This window comes from Legionella yabuuchiae (assembly GCF_900640115.1).
Taxonomy (GTDB): domain Bacteria; phylum Pseudomonadota; class Gammaproteobacteria; order Legionellales; family Legionellaceae; genus Legionella_A; species Legionella_A yabuuchiae.
This window is the reverse complement of the sequence record NZ_CAAAIW010000049.1, coordinates 1-4,506: the sequence shown is the minus strand read 5'-3', so window position 1 is coordinate 4,506 and position 4,506 is coordinate 1. Positions and strand designations below refer to the sequence as shown.

The following is a 4,506-nucleotide window of genomic DNA, read 5'->3' as shown; positions in this document are numbered from 1 at the left end:
TTCTTCAGCGCCCGTTTCTTGCCACATCGTTTGCATGCTGTTGACTAAAGGCAAGGATTGGCTGATGTAGACGATAGGAAACGCGTTTTTATCATGCGCTTGTTCACGCACATAGTTCGATAACATAGAAAAGGCCACGCAGCTTTTTCCAGAGCCGGCGGGTCCGTAGACGATGAGCGGCAATTGCGCTAGGACGGCCTCTTCTTGCGCGGTATTGAGCTGGATTAAGCGATGTTGGTAGGGCTCTAGACCGATAAAAGCGGCATTTTCTTCCGGAGCATGAGGAGGCAAAGGAAGCGCCTCGGCATCTAGGTCGACAAACTCCAATGCATCGGGCGTACTTTCTTTGTCGCGCAGTGTGTTGAGATAAGCGCTTAAGACCCCTTTTTTTAAAAATCGGCTCTTTTCGTAATCGTGGTTTAGAACCACATCCAGCAAGCAAAGCTTTCCATCCACGGTGGTCCATAAAATACGGTCCGCTTTGCTGACTCGAACACTGCCAATCATCGGCTCAGTCCAGCCCCGGAGTTTTTCGACATTTAAACCGTGCCAATCTTTAGACAAGAAACGGTTGATAACATCCATGTATGGGGTGAAGAGAGTTGCATCTTTGGCGATGATGCCGCGCCAGTAATATACAGGCATAAGTGATTTGTTCTGATTTGGAGTAAAATGGTGAATATATTAACAGAAAAGGCGCTATTGAGGCAATGTTATTGCCTGAGTCACGATGTTTTGCGCCTGCATAGGCCCTTCGGATTTATACCCAATCAACTTCAAAATGCTATGTTTTTTTAGACGACTCAATTTTTTTTGTCCATCCAACGTTTAAAAGTAATAGCAAGCCCTATTGCGAGTTTTTAAACGTTGGATGGGCGAAAAAATTGAGAGTATACAATTAGCAGTTTGAAGTTGATTGGGTATAAGTGCCCATCTTCTATTGATCATGGCACTGGTAAAGACGGAATAAGAGGGTTTTGATTTGAGTCTCCTCCAGATGAAGGTGCTCTCGAAAAAAAGCCATGCGCCGCTGAGGAGGATGTTCTATCTTCTGTTAGATATTCAGGAAAGAAATCCAGTAGAATTTGCCGGCCATCTTCAGAGTTTCTTAAGGTAGCTACAAAAGAAAATTCAGTGTCTTTTGAGGTTGCTGACAGCAATGGGTTTCTTTCCACAATGTTATGTTTCAGATCAGGGTTTTTTTCAAATATTAATCGCAAAGTGGTTCGACCTTGCTGATCACATGAAAGCCAAAATAAGGCAGAGGTTCCGACATGACTATTTGCGGTGTCAGAAATCCTATAGCAAAGCGCTTCACTGCTTATCTGTTGGGCTAATGAAGGATTGTCTTGTAACAGTAATTGCAAGATAGTGCGCCCCCCTGGGGTTGTTGAAAGCGAAAATAAGGGAGATACTCCTGAATTATGTGCGGTGTCAGGAACCTTATGGCAAAGCGCTTCACTGTTTATCTGTTGGGCTAATGAGGGATTAGCTTGTAACATTGATTGCAAGATGGCGCGCCCCTCTGGATGCGCTGTAAGCCAAAATAAGGCAGAGGTTCCTGGATTAACTTTTGCAGCGTCAGGAAGCGTATAACAAAGCACTTCACTGCTTACTTGTGGGGCTAATGAAGGATTTTCTTGTAATAGTAATTGCAAGATAGCGCACCCATTTCGAGTTCCCGAAAGCCAAAATAAGGTAGAGGTTCCGGCAGCAGTTTTTGAGGTGTCAGGAACCCTATAATAAAGCGATTCGCTGCTTATCTGTTGGGCTAATGAAGGATTAGCTTGTAACAGTAATTGCAAGATAGTGCGTCCTTCTGGATTTCCTGCAAGCAAAAAAAAGGGAGAGATTCCTGAATTATTTTTTGCGCTGTCAGGAAGCCTATGGCAAAGTGCTTCACGACTTATCTGTCGGGCTAATGAGGAATTCGCTTGTAAGAGTGATTGCAAGATAGCGCACCCATCTGGAGTTTCCGAAAGCCAAAATAAGACCGAGGTTCCTGGATTAGTTTCTGCGGTGTCAGGAATCCTATGGCAAAGCACTTCACTGCTTATCTGTTGGGCTAATGAGGGATTAGCTTGTAACAGTAATTGCAAGATAGTGCATCCCTTTTGAGTTGTTGTAAGCCAAAATAAGACAGAGGTTCCGGCAGCAATTTTTGCGGCGCCAGGAATCCTATGGCAAAGCGCTTCACCACTTATCTGTTTGGCTAATGAGGATGGTGAATTAGCTTGTAACAGTAATTGCAAGATAATGAGTCCCTCTGGAGTTCCCGAAAGCCAAAATAAGGCAGAGGTTCCGACATGATTTTTTGCCGTGTCAGGAATCCTATGGCAAAGCGCTTCACTGCTTATCTGTTGGGCTAATGAGGGATTAGCTTGTAACATTGATTGCAAGATGGCGCGCCCCTCTGGACTTGCTGCAAGCCAAAGTAAGGCCGAGGCTCCCGGAATATTTTCTGCGGTGTCAGGAATCCTATGGCAAAGCGCTTCACTGCTTATCTGTTGGGCTAATGAGGGATTAGCTTGCAACAGTAATCGCAAGATAGCGCACCCCCCTCGAGTTCCCGAAAACCAAAATAAGATAGAGGTTCCGGCAGCAATTTCTGCGGTGTCAGGAATCCTATGGCAAAGTGCTTCACTGCTTATCTGTTGGGTTAATGAGGGATTAGCTTGTAACAATAATTGCAAGATAGCGCACCCAGCTGGAGTTTGCGAAAGCCAAAATAAGGGCGAGGTTCCTGGATTAGTTTTTGCAGTATCAGGAACCCTATGGCAAAGCGCTTCACTGCTTATCTGTTGGGCTAATGAGGGACTAGCTTGTAACAGTAATTGCAAGATAGCGCGCCCCTCTGGAGTTCCTGAAAGCCAAAATAAGATAGAGGTTCTTGGATTAATTTCTGCGGTGTCAGAAATCCTATGGCAAAGCACTTCACTGCCTATCTGTTGGACTAATGAGGGGTTGGCTTGTAACAGTAATTGCAAGATAGCGCCTCCCTCTGGAGTTTCCGAAAGCCAAAATAAGGGCGAGGTTCCTGGATTAGTGTTTGCGGTATCAGGAATCCTATGGCAAAGCGCTTCACTGCTTATTTGTTGAGCTAATGAGGGATTAGCTTGTAACAGTAATTGCAAGATAGTGAGCCCTTCTGGAGTTGCTGTAAGCCAATATAAGGCCGAGGTTCCCGGATTATTTTTTTCGGTATCAGGAAGTGTGTAACAGAGTGTTTTACTGCTTATTTGTTGTGCTAATGAGCGATTATTTTTTAGCAGTAATTGCAAGATATCGCGCCCATCTGGAGTGCCTGCAAGCCAATATAGCGTAGAGGTTCCGGCGGGCGCTCCCGCGGACTTAGGTCGAATGTGGCAAAGCGCGTCACTTGTTATCTGTTGAGCCAGCTCAGAATTAAATTTTAAAAGCATTTGTAAAGTAGCGCGACTTTCTGGCGTAGCTGTTGCAAGCCAAAATAAGGCAGAGGATCCTGCATCTTCTCCCGTGGTTTCGGGCCGAATGAGGCAAAGCGCTTCGGGGGAAATGTTACTTATTAAGGCATCAGAATGGATGGCCAAGAGGGTTTTGAAGAATTTCAAACCCTTCCCATGCTGCAATAAACCGGATAACCCAGACATTCCCAGTTCCTTGTCGACTTGATTTAAGAACTGAGACGCTAACGCTATGTTTTTTTTAAGGATATTCAAAAAATCAGGAAAAAATGTCACGTCAAACAGTGTATGGATAAACCAGCATTCATAAAGATAATAGACTGATTTTTCATCGTTTAATAAACGAATTAATTGTGGTTCAGTAAGCGGATGCTTGGCCCATTCTGCTAGTAGTTCCACACTCAGCGCATCATTTGGTTTTTGAGCGGCCGCGGCGTGTGTGCGTGTTTTTGTTTTTCGTTTATTTTTCTTCGGTGTTTTTGCGGGCTTTGGTAGATTTTCAGAAGAAATCGGCGCTTGAATTTCTGGCGCAATCGCATTTTCTTGGGCGGCTGCGGCTGCGGCTGCGGCTGCTGCTGGTGTAGGTGTAGGTGCTGGTGCAGATGCAGGTGAATGTTGTTCTTTGACAAACGCATTAAATTCTTCTTGCGTTCGATTTAAGGTGTTTAAGAAAATATCGAGAGCTTGTGTTTTGTTGCCGGCTCTAACGAGTCGTTTGGCCTCGTTCATCCATTCTTCTCTAGCGGCGGGCTTTATGGAAGGAGCGGCAGTAGCGGCGGCAGCGGCCGATTGTTTTGTCGAAGGCCGGAACCCTTCTTTTAAGGCCGAGACCAAGGGCATTATTGCACGAGATTCCTGTTGTACAAAAACAAGGGTGTTTTGAGCGCGGGTTACGGCGGTGATTAAGCCGTTAAAGAAAGGAAGAAGCGCGTCGTTACTTTGCTCACGTTTTGCACGATTTCCTGAGGGTTGTGCAGAGGAGGTTTTCAGTAATTTACAAGCGCTCTTACAGTCTTCGCTGTCCAACAAGCGATATAGCGCGATGGTGTTATACTCAAGGCCT

General features: G+C 45.3%; 2 protein-coding genes. Both read right to left on the bottom strand.

Annotated elements, in window-relative coordinates; translation table 11 throughout:
• A partial coding sequence (locus E1O47_RS11810; RefSeq protein ID WP_207384325.1) for a hypothetical protein occupies nt 1-645 on the bottom strand: 645 nt, incomplete at its 3' end.
• Between the two features lie 299 nt (nt 646-944).
• Nucleotides 945-4,506: hypothetical protein (locus E1O47_RS12335; protein ID WP_207384324.1), on the bottom strand; the 3,562-nt coding region annotated here is incomplete at its 5' end.